The 14,422-nt window shown below is 69.4% G+C and carries 20 protein-coding genes and 1 pseudogene; 12 read left to right on the top strand and 9 right to left on the bottom strand.

What is annotated here, in order from left to right:
* The gene (locus tag LZG04_RS42890; RefSeq protein WP_233827050.1) at window positions 1-894 is read left to right on the top strand and encodes a DMT family transporter; all 894 of its coding nucleotides are present in this window, start codon (window positions 1-3) and stop codon (window positions 892-894) included.
* Window positions 895-897: 3 nt separating this feature from the next.
* Here LZG04_RS42890 and LZG04_RS39360 read toward each other — a convergent pair whose 3' ends face one another.
* Together LZG04_RS39360 and LZG04_RS39355 are read right to left on the bottom strand one after the other, a co-directional pair.
* Window positions 898-1,278 (bottom strand): HNH endonuclease, encoded by a 381-nt coding sequence (locus LZG04_RS39360; protein ID WP_233827049.1) that lies wholly within the window; start codon window positions 1,276-1,278, stop codon window positions 898-900.
* 51 nt (window positions 1,279-1,329) lie between these two features.
* Window positions 1,330-2,046: a TioE family transcriptional regulator gene (locus LZG04_RS39355; protein ID WP_233827047.1), complete on the bottom strand. Its 717-nt coding sequence runs from the start codon at window positions 2,044-2,046 to the stop codon at window positions 1,330-1,332.
* Window positions 2,047-2,137: 91 nt separating this feature from the next.
* On the opposite strand from LZG04_RS39355, the gene LZG04_RS39350 reads away from it, so the two are divergent.
* Window positions 2,138-3,313 carry an erythromycin esterase family protein gene (locus LZG04_RS39350; protein ID WP_233827045.1) on the top strand — a complete coding sequence of 392 codons (1,176 nt, stop codon included), beginning with the start codon at window positions 2,138-2,140 and terminating at the stop codon, window positions 3,311-3,313.
* Window positions 3,314-3,794: 481 nt separating this feature from the next.
* Complete coding sequence (locus LZG04_RS39345) at window positions 3,795-4,634, top strand: LysR family transcriptional regulator (protein ID WP_233827043.1); 840 nt, start codon at window positions 3,795-3,797, stop codon at window positions 4,632-4,634.
* A 46-nt stretch (window positions 4,635-4,680) separates the two neighbouring features.
* Here LZG04_RS39345 and LZG04_RS39340 read toward each other — a convergent pair whose 3' ends face one another.
* From LZG04_RS39340 to LZG04_RS39330, 3 genes are read right to left on the bottom strand one after another with little or no spacing between them, the layout of a single operon-like run.
* On the bottom strand, window positions 4,681-5,733 hold the full coding sequence (locus tag LZG04_RS39340; RefSeq protein ID WP_233827041.1) for a hypothetical protein: 1,053 nt from the start codon (window positions 5,731-5,733) through the stop codon (window positions 4,681-4,683).
* A gap of 14 nt (window positions 5,734-5,747) precedes the next feature.
* On the bottom strand, window positions 5,748-6,050 hold the full coding sequence (locus tag LZG04_RS39335) for a hypothetical protein (RefSeq protein WP_233827039.1): 303 nt from the start codon (window positions 6,048-6,050) through the stop codon (window positions 5,748-5,750).
* A complete protein-coding gene (locus tag LZG04_RS39330; RefSeq protein ID WP_233827037.1) occupies window positions 6,047-6,430 on the bottom strand; it encodes a YbaB/EbfC family nucleoid-associated protein in 384 nt (127 codons plus the stop codon). The genes LZG04_RS39335 and LZG04_RS39330 overlap by 4 nt, the downstream gene beginning before the upstream one ends.
* Window positions 6,431-6,789: 359 nt before the next feature.
* On the opposite strand from LZG04_RS39330, the gene LZG04_RS39325 reads away from it, so the two are divergent.
* Window positions 6,790-7,056, top strand: a complete 267-nt coding sequence (locus tag LZG04_RS39325) for a hypothetical protein (protein ID WP_233827035.1) — start codon at window positions 6,790-6,792, stop codon at window positions 7,054-7,056.
* A gap of 84 nt (window positions 7,057-7,140) precedes the next feature.
* Here the strand turns inward: LZG04_RS39325 and LZG04_RS39320 are convergent, their stop codons facing one another.
* Window positions 7,141-7,767, bottom strand: a complete 627-nt coding sequence (locus tag LZG04_RS39320; RefSeq protein ID WP_233827033.1) for a TetR/AcrR family transcriptional regulator — start codon at window positions 7,765-7,767, stop codon at window positions 7,141-7,143.
* 221 nt (window positions 7,768-7,988) lie between these two features.
* On the opposite strand from LZG04_RS39320, the gene LZG04_RS39315 reads away from it, so the two are divergent.
* From LZG04_RS39315 to LZG04_RS39300, 7 genes and pseudogenes are all read left to right on the top strand, one after another.
* On the top strand, window positions 7,989-8,459 hold the full coding sequence (locus LZG04_RS39315) for a nuclear transport factor 2 family protein (protein ID WP_233827031.1): 471 nt from the start codon (window positions 7,989-7,991) through the stop codon (window positions 8,457-8,459).
* 554 nt (window positions 8,460-9,013) lie between these two features.
* Entirely contained in the window at window positions 9,014-9,169 is a 156-nt protein-coding gene (locus LZG04_RS39310) for a hypothetical protein (RefSeq protein ID WP_233827029.1), read from the top strand.
* Between the two features lie 96 nt (window positions 9,170-9,265).
* A complete protein-coding gene (locus LZG04_RS39305; protein WP_233827027.1) occupies window positions 9,266-9,580 on the top strand; it encodes a hypothetical protein in 315 nt (104 codons plus the stop codon).
* On the top strand, window positions 9,577-9,840 hold the full coding sequence (locus LZG04_RS43225) for an integrase core domain-containing protein (protein ID WP_374202982.1): 264 nt from the start codon (window positions 9,577-9,579) through the stop codon (window positions 9,838-9,840). The genes LZG04_RS39305 and LZG04_RS43225 overlap by 4 nt, the downstream gene beginning before the upstream one ends.
* A 123-nt stretch (window positions 9,841-9,963) precedes the next feature.
* The gene (locus LZG04_RS42245) at window positions 9,964-10,095 is read left to right on the top strand and encodes a hypothetical protein (RefSeq protein ID WP_267938964.1); all 132 of its coding nucleotides are present in this window, start codon (window positions 9,964-9,966) and stop codon (window positions 10,093-10,095) included.
* Window positions 10,041-10,226: pseudogene (locus LZG04_RS43220) on the top strand (hypothetical protein); the annotation flags it as partial. The gene LZG04_RS42245 and the pseudogene LZG04_RS43220, both read left to right, overlap by 55 nt.
* An 89-nt stretch (window positions 10,227-10,315) precedes the next feature.
* On the top strand, window positions 10,316-10,654 hold the full coding sequence (locus LZG04_RS39300; RefSeq protein ID WP_233827025.1) for a hypothetical protein: 339 nt from the start codon (window positions 10,316-10,318) through the stop codon (window positions 10,652-10,654).
* Between the two features lie 65 nt (window positions 10,655-10,719).
* On the opposite strand, the gene LZG04_RS39295 is transcribed toward LZG04_RS39300, so the two are convergent.
* Complete coding sequence (locus tag LZG04_RS39295) at window positions 10,720-11,274, bottom strand: hypothetical protein (RefSeq protein ID WP_233827023.1); 555 nt, start codon at window positions 11,272-11,274, stop codon at window positions 10,720-10,722.
* Window positions 11,275-11,938: 664 nt separating this feature from the next.
* Here LZG04_RS39295 and LZG04_RS39290 point away from each other — a divergent pair.
* Window positions 11,939-12,493, top strand: a complete 555-nt coding sequence (locus LZG04_RS39290; protein ID WP_233827021.1) for a hypothetical protein — start codon at window positions 11,939-11,941, stop codon at window positions 12,491-12,493.
* 209 nt (window positions 12,494-12,702) lie between these two features.
* On the opposite strand, the gene LZG04_RS39285 is transcribed toward LZG04_RS39290, so the two are convergent.
* Complete coding sequence (locus LZG04_RS39285; RefSeq protein WP_233827019.1) at window positions 12,703-13,446, bottom strand: triose-phosphate isomerase family protein; 744 nt, start codon at window positions 13,444-13,446, stop codon at window positions 12,703-12,705.
* A 13-nt stretch (window positions 13,447-13,459) separates the two neighbouring features.
* A complete protein-coding gene (gene hxlB / locus LZG04_RS39280; RefSeq protein WP_233827017.1) occupies window positions 13,460-14,023 on the bottom strand; it encodes a 6-phospho-3-hexuloisomerase in 564 nt (187 codons plus the stop codon).
* Between the last annotated feature and the right edge of the window lie 399 nt (window positions 14,024-14,422).

Genomic DNA, 14,422 nt, shown 5'->3' with positions numbered 1-14,422 from the left:
GTGGAAGGCAACGGTGTCAACGGCAAGGCCGCCGCGGCGGTCGTGGTCACGATGGTGCTGTGGGCGTCGGCGTTCGTCGGCATCCGGTACGCGGGCGAGCACTTCCAGCCGGGTTCGCTGGCGCTGGGCCGGTTGCTCGTCGGCGCCATCGCGCTCGGAGCCGTCGCCGCGGTGCGCGGGGTCGGCGTGCCACCGAGAGCGGCGTGGCCGGGCATCGTCGGCTCCGGGGTGTTCTGGTTCGCGTTGTACATGGTGGCGTTGAACTGGGGCGAGCGGCACGCGGACGCCGGGACGGCCGCGTTGATCGTCGGCGTCGGCCCGATCCTGGTGGCGTTCCTGGCGGGGTGGCTGCTCCGCGAGGGCTTCCCGGCCAGGCTGCTGGCGGGCCTGGCGATCGCGTTCGCGGGCGTCGCGGCGGTCGGGCTGCTCGACTCCGGCGGCGGCTCGACCACCAGGGGCGCGCTGCTGTGCCTCGTCGCGGCGGCGGGGTACGCGGTCGGTGTCGTGGCGCAGAAGCCCGCTCTGCGGCACGCGTCCGCGTTGCAGGCCACCACGTTCGGCTGCGTGGTCGGTGCGGTGGTGTGCCTGCCGTTCGGCGGGCAGCTCCTCGCCGACCTGCGCGCCGCTCCGGTGAGCGCCACGATGTCCGTGGTGTACCTGGGTTTGCTGCCGACCGCGCTCGCGTTCTACACGTGGGCCTATGCGTTGTCCCACATGACGACCGGCCGGCTCGGTGCGACGACCTACCTGGTGCCGGCGATCGTGGTGCTGCTGTCGTGGGCGGTGTTGGACGAGGTGCCCGGCCTGGTGGCGTTGGCGGGCGGTGTGCTCTGCCTGGTCGGCGTCGCGGTCTCGCGGGGCAAACCGAAACCGGCCGTCCCTGCCTCGAGGTGACCGTCAGCCGTCGAGGCTCTCGGCGACCGCCGGACTCCCGAACCGCGACGCCAACTCCGCGTTGACCTCCACGTGGCGCAGCAGGAACGCCCTCTCATCCAACCGCTTGCGCCGCATCCACCCGGTGACCTCGGTGTTGCACTTGCTCGCGTTGCACGACCCACAAGCGGGCACGATGTTCTCCAGCGTGTACCGACCCCCACGCGACAACGCCTGCACGCAGTCCTTCTGCAAGGGCACCCCGGTCGCCCCGCAGTACGCGCACCCACCCCACGCCGCCTTCACCGCCGCCCACTGCGCCACCGACAGGTCGTTCTCCACCCGCTGCATCCGCCGCACCCGCTTCCGCGCCGCGCGTGCCCTCCTGCTACCACCGACGGCCATGCGCCGGACCCTACGCCGATCCCCTCCCCGACCCCACCCGACCCGCCGCCCTTACCCGCCACCGGGTTCGTCGCACGTCCGCTCCCGAACCTCCCGGGCACTGAGGTACGCGTCCAGGGCGGCAGCACCCTTGAGCATGGCCCGGCCCCGGGTGGACAGGCGGGTCTGCCAGTCGCGCAGGGTCGCCTCCAAGGGGATGACGCCTCCGGCGGAGCGGACCTGGGCGATCAGCGGGGCGATCCGCTCCAGCGGGTAGCCGCCTCGCCTGAGCTGGTGGATCAGCCGGGCGTCACGGACGTCGGCCGCTCCGTAGATCCGATAACCCGTCCGCGGATCGCGGCGTGGCCGGACCAGCCCGGCCTTCTCCCACTTGCGCAGAGTGGCGGGACGGAGGCCGAGCCGCCTGGCCAAGGGGCCGATGAACGTGTCGCCACGTTCCTCCGGAACGGGTGCCAGGTCGCGGAGCGCGGCTTCCACGGCCTGGAGGGTGCGGCGGTCGTCGAGGAGCCGGCGATGGCTCTCGTCGATCAGCCGGTACGCGTCCTCCGCGGCACCACGGTTGACCGCCTGCATGATCGCGGTGGCCGTCTGGTGACCGTGCCCGGGCACGAGGTCGAGGAACGCACGCAGGGCGTGCGCGTGCAGCGGCGTGTAGGTGCGGTAGCCGTGGGCGGTGCGTTCGGCGGCGGGCAGGACGCCGGCGGCCTCGTAGTTCCTCACCGCCTGGGTCGACAGGCCGTGGTCGCGCGCCAGGTCCACTGGCCTCATGGCTGCACCACCGATTGAAGGTCCACCGCGATCCTGAAGGGTGATTCTCGGGAAAAGTTTACACCGAGAGTTCAACGATACCGTTGAACGTATGCACATCGAGGACACCGGCCGGCCGCTCGACGGTGCCGGCATCTCGGCCTTCCTGCGGTCGCGCCCCGCCGCGCCCCTGCTGCTCGGCCTCGGCGAGGCCAGGCACTTCGTGGGGGAACTGGGCGAGGTGCGCAACGAGGTGTTCCGGCACCTGGTCGAGCACGAGGGCTACCGGTCGTTCGCCATCGAGAGCGACTGCCTCAAGGGCCTCGTGGTGGACGACTACATCACGACCGGCACGGGCACGCTCGACGACGTCATGGCCCGCGGCTTCAGCCACGGCTTCGGCGCGTCACCGGCCAACCGCGAACTCGTGCGCTGGATGCGCGCGTACAACGAGGAGCACGACGAAAACCTGCGGTTCTTCGGTTTCGACGGCCCGCTGGAGTACTGGGCCGCGAGCCCACGGGAAGCGCTCACCGCCCTGCACGCCCTCCTCGACGGCCCGACGGCCACCGCCGTGGTCAGCAGGGACACCCTCGACGCGCTGCTCGGCCCGGACGACCGTTGGTCGAACGAGGCCACGGCCATGGACCCGTCCCAGTCGATCGGCCGGTCCGCCGACGCCCAACGCCTGCGGCTGATCGCCGACGACCTGGTCGCGTTGCTCGACACACAGCTACCGCAACTGAGCGCAGCGGACGGGGAACGCGCGGCCCTGTACGGGCGCACCGCCACCGGCCTGCTCCGCTACCACCACTGGATGGCCGACACGTCCCCCGCGCGGTGGACCAGGCTGGCCGCACTGCGTGACGCGATGATGGCCGCCAACCTGCGCGCCATCACCGAACACGGCCCGACCCTGGTCTACGCCTCCAACCTCCACCTGCAGCGCAACAAGACCGTCATGCCGTTCGGTGACCAACGACTGGAGTGGTGGAGCGCGGGCGCGATCACCGCCACCCACCTCGGCAGCCGCTACACCTACCTCGCCTCCGCTTTCGGCACGGTCGGCGAGGACACGCCACCCCCGAACACCATCGAGGGAACCTTGACCACGCTCCCGTGGGACCACTCCCTCATCAACACCCACGACCTGGCCAACGCCCTCCCCCACCCCCTCCCCCGCGTCTCCAACGACTTCGCCTACTTCCCGCTGAACCCGGACCAACTCGACCTGATCGACGGCATCGTCTTCCTCAAGCGTGCCGCCACCCTGGGCAAGCCGTCCTGAACCCCGCCAGCCCACTCATCCCCCTGCCGCGGTCATCGAGGCGTTCACAGCGCTCGTTACCGCACTCCGGGAACCGCTTGGCACATCACCCGAGCAGCAGCAACCCGATGGGGGGACGCACCGACAGTGTGCCGGGCCGACCTGACCGGCAGCTTGATGGCGCCGCCGTGAGCATGATCCGGAGGGCTCGATCGATCACCTTTTGGCCATGTGCACCAATGACGGCCGATTCAGCCCCCGCCGGAGGCATCGCCACCCAAACCCCCCTGCAACCGGGTCAGACGACCACACAGGATCTCCCTGGCGGACCGGCACCGGCTGGTACGACATCACTCGCCACCGGCTGACGCACTGACAGCACGGAACACCAATTCCTGGCGATCTTCCACCGATCAGCGCACGAACGACCGTCGGCACCGAAGAGTCCCGCACTGGCGTAACGCGCCTCCGGTCCCGCCCGATCCCTGGATACGATGAGCCGGTGGAGACGCGGGAGTTGCGATACTTCGTCGCCGTCGCCGAGGAGTTGCACTTCGGACGGGCGGCGCAACGGCTCGCGATGGCGCAACCACCGCTGTCCCGGGCGATCCAGCAGCTCGAACGGCGGCTCGGAGTCGTCCTGCTGCACCGCACCGCTCGCGCCATCACGTTGACCGAGGCCGGGTCGGTGCTGCTGCGGGAGGCCCGGACCGCGCTCGACGCGGTCGAAGCCGCCGAGCGCCGCACCCGCCGCGCCGCCGCCGACCAGCCCGGCGTGGTGCTCGCCGCCAAGGCCGGAGCGTCCGTGGAACTGTTGTCGAAGCTGCTGGACGCCTACTCCGCCGAACCGGGCGCCGTGGCCGTCGAGGTGGTGCTGTGCGGGCCCGGCGAGCCGGAGGATTTGCTGCGCAAAGGGCGCGCCGACGTCGCACTGCTCCACCGGCCGTACGACACGACAGCCGGATTCGACTCCGAGGACCTGCACACCGAGCAGCAGGTCGCCGTCCTGCCCGCGGGTCATCCCCTCGCCGTCCGGGCGGCCGTGTCGTTGGCCGAGCTCGACGGCCTGGTGGACCTGCCCCTGCCACGCTGGCCCCGACAAGACGGCAGCTACCCGGACGGCCCCGGCCCGCGGGTGCGCGACCACACCCAACTGCTCCAACTGATCGCGCTCGGCTTGGCCTGCGCGGTCGTCCCCGAGTCGCTGCGAACCCAGCTGAGCGACCACCATGCCGTCGTGGCCATGCCGGACGCACCGGCCGTCACCACCACCATCGCCTGGCCACCACACAGCAGGTCGAAAGCCGTCGCCACGCTCGTCCGCACCGCGACCCGGCTCTGACGGCCACCGCCGTCGGACCGTGCCCCGCGACATCGGCCGCCGCGGATCAACCCTGGCCGCGTGATCGGGCGCGCTCTTCCACCAGATCCGGCCGCCGCTCGAGGTCGAGCGCCCCGCCCTGCGTGGACGCGTTCAGCACCGGGTTGTACGAACCGAGCACCGGGTCGATGCCGGAGCGGGGCAGTGCGTCCGGGTTCGGCAGCCAGTACTTGTTGACGTCGTCGACGATCGTCGACTTCAGCTCCCCGGTCACGTGCTCGCTCGCCTCCAGCGCGAGGTGCTCGGCCAGGACCGGCGTGCCCAGCGGGGACTCCAGGCCGAGGAAGTCGAGCATCAGGGTCTCCGGTCGCACGTCGGCACCACCCGCCAAGGCGAGCAGGTGCCCGCCCAGAGCGATACCACCCAGCACGGTCGAGGCGCCCTCGGCCACGCCCTTCACCATCAAGCCGGGCGGACCGGCCAGCACGGCATAGTCGCTCGCCGCGCTGAGGACCGTGCTGACGTCACCCGAGACGTCGGCGAACGCGCTGAGCGTGTTCGCGTTGTCCTGCACGGCGTGCAGCACCCCTTCGCCGAACGAACGCGGCTCGGCCAGCCGCGCGATGATGTCGTTGACGTCGACCGGCCCTCGGCTGCCGATCCGCGCGGCGGACGCGGTCATCTCCGCGGTGATCCCCGCCGCCACCTCGTCGACGATGGAGTCCTGCATGTCCCGGCCGATGAAGGTCGGCGCGATCGAGGCCAGGCCGTAGAAGGGCAGGCTCGCGTTGATCGCCTCGTGGATGTGGTTCTTGACGTGCTCGACCTCCAGGGCGAACGTCCCAGCCCGTCCGGCCAACTCGGTCATCTGCCGCTTGCTCTCCCCCAGCGCGGCCATCACCTCGCCCAGCTCGGCCATCAGCGCACGGCCCGCCGCGTCGGGCCAGGCCCCCGCCAGGGCGCTCAGGTCGACCGAGGCGAGGGTGCCGACGGATTCCGCGCCGTCCAACCAGCCGAAGAACAGGTCGACCATCGCGGTCTCGTCGGTGTCCGGCCAGCCGGTGATCGCCTTGACCCGCGGCCACAGCCCCAGTGCGCTCGTCGGTTCCTGGATGGCCATGCTCCCACCCCCGGTCAGCCGGTGAACCCGGCGGCGCCACGCCGGTCCGCTTCGACGTAGCCGGCGACACCCTCCCGGCCCGCCGAGACGAGCGCGGGCACGACGCCCAGCGCGCGGTCCACGGCCTGCTTCGCGGGCTCCGGGTCGTACACGGACCGGAACGCCTCGGCCAGCGGACCGGTGCCGATGGCGGGTTCCTTGGCGTCGATGGTGCCGCGATGCCCGCGCCACGCGTCAGCCGCCACCGTCCCGGCCTCACCGATCGTGCTCAGCGCCGTCGTGGCGACCCCGACCTCCAACTCCGCGAAACCGCTCACCGGACGGCCCCCCGCGCACGGTCGAGGGCGGTCAGCAGCGGGTCGAAGTCGAGATCGGTCGACGCGGGCGTGGCGTCCGCCGGCAGGAACCGCCGGACCAGGACGAACACCTCCTCCTGGGCCTGCCGCACGGCCCGCCGGACCGTCTGCGCGATCGTGGAGGCCAACGCGTCGGCATCCGGGTTGCGGTAGATGCGAGGATCCAGCAGCAGTCCGAGCAGCTCACCACGAGCACCGACCGTGACGCGGACGAGGCCGTCGGCGGACTCCGCCACCACCCGGATGTCCGCCATCTTCCGCTGGATCCCGGTCACCTCGTCGGCGACCTGCCGGTAGTCCACCTCGTCCATGGCGCTCGCCTCCGTCGGGAACGTGGGCACGTGCTCGCCTGAAGCATGCGTGCCGTCCCGAACCTCCACGCCGGAGTTGACCGGTTCCTGCCATCGACAGCGCCCATCGCCTCTCCTTTGCCTCCCGAGCACTACTGGGCGGTGTACTGCGGTCGGCTCACTACGGGCACTCAGGCGATGGTGGCGCGGCCGGTCACCGTTCCCCTTCACGCAGGGCGATCACGTCACCCGGACGCAGGTTGTGCCTGCCGATAACTCCATCCATGCAGGTTGAAGCCGTGCGTAGCATGAAGAACCGAGGTGCTCGTGAGTACGACTGCAGGTCCGCAGCGTCCTCGGCTGACGCGGCATGATGACCGACTGCGCTGCTTCGACTGGCCTATCTCGGTATGTCCAACGCGTTCACGTTGCTGCGCCTGCCGCCCATGAGCGACCGGGAAAAGGACACGGAGATTTTATCGCTACACCACCAGATCATGGTCCTGGACCGCCAACTCGGAGACGCCCGCCCACGGTTCACCACCGCCGACCGGGCCTTCCTCGCGGCCCTGCTGCACCGACTCCCGGCGCAAGCGCTTCGTCGAGCGAACACGGTGATCACGGCAGCGGTGTCGCCGTACCGGGCAGCTGCTCGACATCCAGCCGGATCACAGTGACTTCCACGGCCGGCGACAACCGACCCGGCGGGTGCGCGGACCTGCCGAAGGGGGCTCACCTCGGCAGCGGCCGGACGTCGGCGGTCACTCCTGCACGGACGGGCGATCATCGGGCTCTTCCATGCGCTGACCGCGGAGCGCGCGAAGCGCGTCGAGTGCGACCGCGGTGAGAACGCCGCGGCCGACACCGGCGCGGCCGAGCAACTCCATCCCGCGGGTGACGGCGACGAAGTAGAGCGCCAGCGACTGCACGTTCACGTCCTCCGCGAGATCCCCGTTCTCCCGCGCGTGTTCCAGGCACCGGGCGTAGATCCCGGCGAGCTGTTCGATACCGGCCTTCGTGGCCGTCGAGAGCGGATCCTCCTCACCGGTCGATTCGACCAGCGCACGCGTGGTGAGCGAGACCCGCCGATCACTGCTGCTGAACTCGATCGCCATCGTGAGCAGGTGACCCCGAATTCGTTCCAGTGGCGAAGCGTCATCGTGCCCGAGCGCTTCCGAGACGGCACGTGTCGCTTCCTCCCGATCCTCGGAGAGCGCCCGGAAGAACAACTCCCGCTTCCCGCCGAACGCGTTGTACAGGCTCTGCTTGCCCAGGCCGGTCGCCCGCACCAGGTCGTCCAGTGTCGCAGCGGCGAGGCCGCGCACGGCGAACACCTCGCCGGCGCTGCTGATGACATCACTCTCGCGGAACTTGCGGGGACGAGGCACGTGAGCAAGCTTACGTTATTGACCATATGGTCAAAAACTTGCTAACTTAACTGGGCGCGCATCGGAAAGACCACGTCGGAGGCGTCGTCGCCCTGGCGGACGGCGTCGTCACCCGACTCCTGCCCGACCCCAGGCCGCCCGCGAACGCCTGGGCCGCGCCGCCGCCCGGGTGGCGGCGACTTGTTCCCTGCAGCGATGCCAAGGATCACAGGAGAGCAGAAGTGAAGAGCAATGAAGAGATCGTCCGCGAGGCGTACCGGCTGGCGGAAGGGAACGTCCTCGACGGACCCGGTTTTCGTGCCTTGTTCACCGAGGACGGGACGTTCAACGACGTGCCGAATTCCCAGACCTTCCGCGGGGACCAGATCCCTCAGGCGTTGACGGGCCTCGCCGGCATTTTTCCCGACATCCACCGCGAACTGCTCGAAGTCCGCGCGTTCGGCGATGTCGTTGCCGTCGAACTTCGGATCCAGGGAACGCACCTCGGCGGGTTCCCGACCCCGATCGGCGACATCCGCCCGACCGGTAGGCGCATCGACATGCCAGCGGCGGACCTCTGGTACCTCCGTGAGGGGAAGATCGCGAGGTTCAACTGCTACAACGCGACGAGCGTGATGCTCGCCCAGATCGGAGCCGCCCCCGACTTCAAGTCGGCGATCGAGGCCGCCGAGAAGGCTGCCACAGGGGTGTAGCCCCCGACCGGGAGGCGCCAGCGGGCCGCCCGTCCAGAACCCCCGCACCGCGGAGCGGGCGGAAGAGATCGCACGCCCTCGGCCAATGCCGTCGTGCCAGTCAGTACGCCGGAAACCGCGCTTGGACTTCCGGAGCGGTTTCGACGAGAACCGGTGCCTGGCAGGAGACCGGCGATGCCCTCGTCAGCCACGGCCACCACTGAGATGCCTCCATGACCAAGTCGTCGTTTCCAATCTGGTGGTGCGGGCCGCGAGCGTAACGAAGCTCCTGGTGGACGACCTCCGACCAAAGGGTGAGACCCTCGCCCGGAGCTTCGTTTGCCTGTCCACCATCAGCGGTCGACCTGTCCGGTTCGCACCTCCGCTTCCTCGCCCGGTGCCGAACATCGCGCACGCCTGGCTCGCGACTACGACCGACACCGACTCATCCCGAACGAGCCCGCCTGGGACTGATCCCGAGACCCACCGGTCCCTGCGGGGCGTCGGAACTCTGCACTGGGATGCTGAGCTGCGACGATCGTGCCCGCTGAACCTCCAGGGCATGATCCTGGGGTGTGGCATTACGACTGCTGTACCTGATCTTCGCCCAGGGCGTCGGCCGGTTGGTTCTGCTCGGTCAGGCATCGGCGGTCAAGGACGCGGAGTTGCTGGCCCCGCGGCACCAGGTCGCCGTGCTGCGCCGGGCCAACCCTCGCCCGCGACTGGACTGAACAGGTCGTGCGCTGCTCGCCGCTCACGCTCGCTTACGTCGCGAACCTATGGAGCCGCCGCGGTCAGCAGGTGAGCAGCTGAGACGGTGGGTTCGTGTGATCGCCCAGGCCCAGGGCATCATCGCGGCCGACTTCCTCCACCTCGACACCGGGCTCGGCAGACGCCTGTACGCACTGGCCTTCCTCGAACACCACACCGGGCGCCTGCACATCACCGGCGTCACCGCCCACCTGACCCAGGGATGGACCTCCCAGCAGGCCAGGGACCTCGCCACCGACCTCGGACGCCGGACGGAGTCGCTCCGATTCCTGTTACGCGACCGCGACGGCAAGTACAGCCAGACGTTCGACGCCGTCTTCCAGGCCGACGACCTGCGCGTGATCAAGAGCGCGCCGCAGGCGCCCGGATGAACGCCCACTGCGAACGGGTCATCGGCACCATCAGACGCGAACTCCTCGACCAGATCCTCGTCACCGGTGAAGCCCACGCACGACAAGTCCAGAAGACCTACGAAAACCACTACAACAGACACAGACCTCACCAAGCCCGCGGCCAACTACCACCCGAGCTCCAGCAACACCCCGCCGCAGCACGCGACCTCGGCACCCACAGACCGCTCCGCACCCGCATCCTCGACAGACTCATCAACGAGTACAGACAAGCCGCCTGACCAGCAGCGATGACTTTCCGAGCGGCATAGGATCAACTCCTGCGACAGCGTGGCCACCAAGCAGTGGACGTTCACCACAACCACGACCACCCGCCCACGGGCGCCACGACCGGTTTTGCGGCGATGAACGGCGAGACCACCGGCGGTCAGGGCGGAGCCAAGGTCCGGGTCACCACGGGAACCCAGATCCACCAGGCCCTGTGCAGCCGGGCGAGCAGCTCCACCCCGGTCATCATCGAGGTCGAGGGTACGTGACCCTGTCCTACAGCACCCTGCGCGACTCCGGTCGCGGCGGCCTGATCGGGTCCAGCGAGAGCGACCTCTCGAACGGGTTCGTCACCTTCCACCACAACCTGTACGAGAACATCCACTCCCGCACGCCCCTGTTGCGTGGCGGCATGAACCACATGTGCAACAACTACTACGTGAGCCTGAACGAGTCCGTCATCAACTCCCGCGCCGTGCCAAGGCGACGGTGGACGACAACTCCTTCAAGAACTCCAAGGACGTCCTTGGGATCTTCTACACGGACGTGGCCGGCCACTGGCAGGTCAGCGGCAACGTCACCTGGTTCACGCTCGACCAGGCCACCTACGTGCCGACCATCGTCGGGCAGACGGCAGGCGCCAACACCGGCATGAACGAGTCGAACGGCAACTTGCTAGCAGCAGGTCTTCGCACGGCGGCTACCGAGCCACCCCGGCCCGGTAGCCGCCGTCTCGACGTGAAGGCCCGAGCGCAGCACCGGCGCCTTGGTCACGGGCGCCCTCGCCGCGATGCCACCGGGCTGTCGTGCCTGCCGAGAACCTCATGAGCGACCGGGACGAGTACCACCACGCAGCCTGACCAACACGGACGACATCTTCGGCAGGCACAGGATCAGGTTGAGGTGATCTCCAGGGTTATGACGGAGTAGATGCTGGAGACCGTTCCCAGACCGGCGGTGCACAACAGCACGTCGGTGGCCGGGCCGGTGATGACCTGGACGACGGTGCTCCCGGTGAACAGACCGGCGGTGACCGTGCCGGTATTGGTGATCACCAGGGCGGCACCCACGATGGTGGAGGTGTAATTGGCGGATATCGTCGACGTCTGGCCGGTGTTCCAGACGATGGGGTAGGTGAAGGACCCGGCGGCCAGAAGGTCCAGGCAGCCGAATCCCGGCGCGAGCACGGTCGAGGTGCGGGAGCCGGAGGTCAGTGCCGGGTTGCTCAGCGACACGCACGGTCCGTACTGCGCCGTGGTCTGGACGGTGACGTCCTGCGGGGCCACGGTCAGCGGCGGGGTATACGTGGTGCTCCGACTGCTGGGCGGGGCGCAGGTCACATCCAGCACCCCGGCCGAAGCCGTCCCGGTCGGCCCGAGCACGGCCAGTGACAAGGCGGAGACAGCCGACATCAGGACCGACATGGCGGTGCGCGATACTTTGATCATCAAAGTTCTCCATCCGGGCGGTACCCGCAAACCCGATGGTGGGCGCGAGCACGCGCCAGCAGTCCCAGGATGAACCGCGACCGCACGCCCGTGACAGGACCATACGGGCGACCACCCCGGACGCCGGGCTCCGTCGTCACCACTCCGCCGCACCGGTCCGAACCCCACTGTCATCGCCCGACAGGACGTTCCTTCTGCGTCCCCCCAACGCATCGCGACACGCGCGGCCGCACTGCGTCGCGGTCTGGACTGTGACGTCTTGCGAGATCACGGTCGACGGCTGGATGGAGGTGACGTCGGGCAGTTGGGCCGAGGCCGTCCCAGCTGATCCCGGTACGAACAGCGCCGGAGTGCAGGCGGCCGTTGCCGGGGCGCCCGCCCTTTACCCGCTTGGTGGCGCCGTCATCCACCCGGTCTCCGCCTCGCCGATTCCGCGCTGGTCCCGGCTCACGTGGTGCGATCGGTGTTCTGCGGTGAGCCGGCCAGGCACCGGAACGCGTCACGCCGCACCGCGTTTCCCGGCACCACGGCGGCCACCGGCAGCGGTGTCGCGTCGCCCGTATGGTCCTGTCACGGGCGTGCGGTCGCGGTTCATCCTGGGATGGCTGGCGCGTGCTCGCGCCCACCATCGGGCTTGCGGGTACCGCCCGGATGGAGAACTCTGATGATCAAAGCGTTACGCACCGCCACAGCCACCCTGGCGACGGCCGCTTGCACTCTGGCGCTGCTCGTACTGGGACCAGCCGGGACGGCCTCGGCGGGAGTGCTCGACGTCACCTGCACCGCGCCGAGCAGCCAGAACGACACCTTCACCCCGCCATTGACCCTGGCGCCGCAAAACGTCACGGTCGGCATCAAGGCGCAATACGGGCCATGCGTGTCCCTGAGCAACCCCGCCCTGACCTCCGGCTCCACCGACGTCACCGCGCTTGTGCCGGGACTGAGCTGCCTCGACCTGTTGAAGAGCGGGGCTCTCACCTTCACCATCCTCTGGAACACCGGCCAGACCTCGACCATCTCCTCCAACTACACCGTCACGATCGCGGGTGCGGCCTTGGTGGTCACCCGCACCGGCACGGTCACCTCGGGTCTGTTCGCCGGCAGCGCGGTCCTCCAGGTCATCACCGGCCCGGCCATCGACGTGCTGCTGTGCACCGCGGGCCTGGGAACGGTCTCGAGCACCTACTCCGTCGTCACCCTGGAGATCACGTCGCTCTGAACGCTCGCCCACCGGCTCCACCGGACAGGTCCGGACGACCCGAGCCCACCGTCCGGACCTGCTCGGCCAACCTGCGAGGTGGCGGCATCCCGCGCACGGTGACTCGTCGACTCCGGGCACCACCCGGGCTCCGGCAGCACCGGCAACGCCGAATCGGATGAGGATCACCACCTACCGCGGCAACCGCACACCGTCCGGGCGACCGCAGCTCACCGGCGGCCATCGAGCAACTCTGCCGCGACCTCGGCGAGCATGCCGGCGTCCTTCGCGGAGCGACCGATCGCGACGCCGTCCCAGTCCGCCGAGGCACGCAGCGCGGTGTAGGTGCCGGGGACCACCGCGCCACCGTAGAGGAAGTCGGCATCCAGTCCGACCGTCTCGGTCTTGAGCGCCCGCAGGACGACTGCCGCGTGCTCCGGGGTGGCTCCGTCGCGGGAACCGATCGCCCAGATCGGCTCGTAGAGGATCGTGACGGGTCGGCCGCGACCGAGTCGACCGGCCGCGACACCCACCTGCGCCGCCACGTGGCGGGCCGCGACTTCGGCGGACACCCGGTCGGCCTCGCCGACACACACCAAAGGCGTCATGCCGGCGGCGGACGCTGCCTTGGCTTTCCTCGCGACGAGGAGGTCGTCCTCACCGAACACCCGCCTGCGGTCGGCGTGGCCGAGCATGACGTGGCGGCAACCGAGTTCGGCGAGCAGCCCGGCGTCCACCTCGCCCGTCACCGCGTCACCCGTCGCGGCGCAGTCCTGCGCCCCGGCGGCGACACCGCTGCCACGAAGGCGTTCCGCCGCGGGCACCAGCAACGGGTGTGGCACGCAGGCGAAGAACGACAACCGTGCCAGGGCCCCGGCATGAGGGAGGACGACGTGGTCCAACCAGTCGACGAGTCGCTCCCGGCCGAAGTCGGCCTTGGTGTTGGTGCACGTGATCGGTGACGCCGATCCCACGCTGTCCTCCCTGTCACTCGAGGTTGGTGTGGCGCGCGAACATGTCTTCGGCGGACACCCCGGCCGCCCGCTGCATGACCATGACGAGGCAGTCGAAGAAGACGAACGCGGCCTGTTCGAACAGGGTGCCCACGAACTGGGTCGACACCGACGGTTCGTGGTCCTGGCTGTACTCGCGGAGCAGGACCACGAGGTCGGCCTGCCCGGTGAGGGTCGAACCCGGTGCCGCGGTGACGACCGCGACCCGCGCCCCGGCCTGCGCCGCTTGGCGCGTGATCGACACGACACCGGGGGTTTCGCCCGAGCCGCTGCACACGAGCAGCAGGTCGTCGGGACCGATCGCCGGTGTGGTCGTGTCGCCGGTGACATGCACGGCCAGGCCCAGATGGACCAGCCGCATCGCGAACCCGTCGACAGCCAGCTTCGAGCGCCCCGCCCCCAGCACGAATACCCTCGTGCACTGGGTGATCAGCCCGATGAGCGAATCCGCTTCCTCTTCGTCGACCCGGGTCAGCGACGCGTCGATCTCCCTGATCACCACCCGCCGCGCGCTGGCGAACACGCCGTCGGAACCCACGCGGAGTTCCGTTGGGTGATCAGGTGGGGTGGTTTGATCGACCATGATTCCTCGATTCCTCTGCTGACCGTGATCGATCGCGCGAGCGGCACCGACGCGCCACCCGGCACTCCGACGTGACGCCCGTTGCGCGCGCGGCGGCCCGGCAGGAGTTCGAGTCCGGCACGAGGCGGACTGCGGATCACGATCCCGTTCGGCTTTCGGTGCCGTACTTCACATCCACCGGACGGCGGCACCGACAATTTCTTCCACCAGCGCGGTGGTCAATCCTGCACTTTGCGGACTTCCATTCGCCGTAGGCTACGACGAGCCTGCACCGGTCACATCGGGGGCACAAGGCCACGAGATTTCCGTCACCCAACCGTGATGCCCACCAACGCGCCGACAGGACACCATCAG

This window comes from Saccharothrix sp. S26, assembly GCF_021390395.1.
GTDB lineage: Bacteria > Actinomycetota > Actinomycetes > Mycobacteriales > Pseudonocardiaceae > Actinosynnema.
The sequence above is the reverse complement of the archived record's forward strand: the minus strand, read 5'-3'. Positions and strand labels throughout refer to the sequence as shown.

Bases quoted from the DNA above. Each gene is read 5' to 3' on its own strand.
- LZG04_RS39290 (WP_233827021.1), top strand. From the start codon at position 11,939: ATGATCAAAGCGTTACGCACCGCCACAGCCACCCTGGCGACGGCCGCT.
- LZG04_RS39350 (WP_233827045.1), top strand. From the start codon at position 2,138: ATGCACATCGAGGACACCGGCCGGCCGCTCGACGGTGCCGGCATCTCG.
- LZG04_RS39360 (WP_233827049.1), bottom strand. From the start codon at position 1,278: ATGGCCGTCGGTGGTAGCAGGAGGGCACGCGCGGCGCGGAAGCGGGTG.
- LZG04_RS39355 (WP_233827047.1), bottom strand. From the start codon at position 2,046: ATGAGGCCAGTGGACCTGGCGCGCGACCACGGCCTGTCGACCCAGGCG.
- LZG04_RS39325 (WP_233827035.1), top strand. From the start codon at position 6,790: ATGTCCAACGCGTTCACGTTGCTGCGCCTGCCGCCCATGAGCGACCGG.
- LZG04_RS43225 (WP_374202982.1), top strand. From the start codon at position 9,577: ATGAACGCCCACTGCGAACGGGTCATCGGCACCATCAGACGCGAACTC.
- LZG04_RS39295 (WP_233827023.1), bottom strand. From the start codon at position 11,274: ATGATCAAAGTATCGCGCACCGCCATGTCGGTCCTGATGTCGGCTGTC.
- LZG04_RS42245 (WP_267938964.1), top strand. From the start codon at position 9,964: ATGAACGGCGAGACCACCGGCGGTCAGGGCGGAGCCAAGGTCCGGGTC.
- LZG04_RS39340 (WP_233827041.1), bottom strand. From the start codon at position 5,733: ATGGCCATCCAGGAACCGACGAGCGCACTGGGGCTGTGGCCGCGGGTC.